This window comes from Caballeronia sp. BR00000012568055 (assembly GCF_029439455.1).
Classification (GTDB): domain Bacteria; phylum Pseudomonadota; class Gammaproteobacteria; order Burkholderiales; family Burkholderiaceae; genus Caballeronia.
On sequence record NZ_JAQFVG010000184.1, the window covers coordinates 1 to 752 of the forward strand.

Annotated in this window: 3 protein-coding genes; all 3 read left to right on the forward strand. The window is 62.6% G+C overall.

Annotated elements, in window-relative coordinates; translation table 11 throughout:
• On the forward strand, positions 1-201 hold a 201-nt coding region (locus P7F28_RS09670), incomplete at its 5' end, for a type IV secretory system conjugative DNA transfer family protein (RefSeq protein WP_277184282.1).
• Positions 198-461: a hypothetical protein gene (locus P7F28_RS09675; protein WP_277184283.1), complete on the forward strand. Its 264-nt coding sequence runs from the start codon at positions 198-200 to the stop codon at positions 459-461. The genes P7F28_RS09670 and P7F28_RS09675, both read left to right, overlap by 4 nt.
• A complete protein-coding gene (traF, locus tag P7F28_RS09680; protein WP_277184284.1) occupies positions 458-733 on the forward strand; it encodes a conjugative transfer signal peptidase TraF in 276 nt (91 codons plus the stop codon). The genes P7F28_RS09675 and traF overlap by 4 nt, the downstream gene beginning before the upstream one ends.
• Positions 734-752 lie beyond the last annotated feature (19 nt).

Below are 752 nucleotides of genomic sequence, written 5' to 3' on the forward strand. Positions count from 1 at the left end.
AAGAAGGACGCCGAAGGGCAAATCACCGAGGCCGGCGACATGGTTGTGTACGTCGCAGGCTACCCGGCAATCTACGGCAAGCAGCCGCTCTACTTCCAGGACCCGATTTTCACGGCGCGCGCAGCAGTGCCCGAGCCGAAGGCCAGCGACAAGCTGCGCCTCGTGCACGAGCCGGCCGCAGGGGAGGCGATCACGATATGAACCGCCTTATCAAGCGTGCAATCGCGGTGCTGGTCGTGGGCGGTCTGGGCTTGGTCGCGGGAGGCGGCGTGATGTACTCAGCCGGCGCTCGCGTCAACACGAGCAAGAGCATTCCGCTCGGCCTGTACTGGACCAGCAGCGCGGCCGTCACCAAGGGCGAATACGTCATTTTCTGCCCGCCGCAGCGGCCAGTGTTCGATACCGCTAGGGCGCGGGCTACATCGGCTCCGGGTTCTGTCCCGGCAACTACGGCTACATGATGAAGCGGGTTTTAGCCGCTAAAGGCGACACCGTTTCCGTCACGCCGCACGGCGTCACCGTCAACGGCGCACTGCTGCCGTACAGCAAGCCATTGCCGGCCGATGGTGTAGGCCGGCCGCTGCCTCGCATGAGCGACGAGCGATACACGCTTGGCGAATCAGAGCTGTTGCTGATGACCGATAGCAGCGCAACGTCATTCGACTCGCGCTACTTCGGAGCCATCACCCGCGAACAGGTGAAGTCGGTTATCACGCCGGTTTTCGTTTGGTAAGAACAACCAAGAATTGAGG

Excerpts from the sequence above, each read along its gene's own strand:
- traF (WP_277184284.1), top strand. The coding sequence starts at position 458 with ATGATGAAGCGGGTTTTAGCCGCTAAAGGCGACACCGTTTCCGTCACG.
- P7F28_RS09675 (WP_277184283.1), top strand. The coding sequence starts at position 198 with ATGAACCGCCTTATCAAGCGTGCAATCGCGGTGCTGGTCGTGGGCGGT.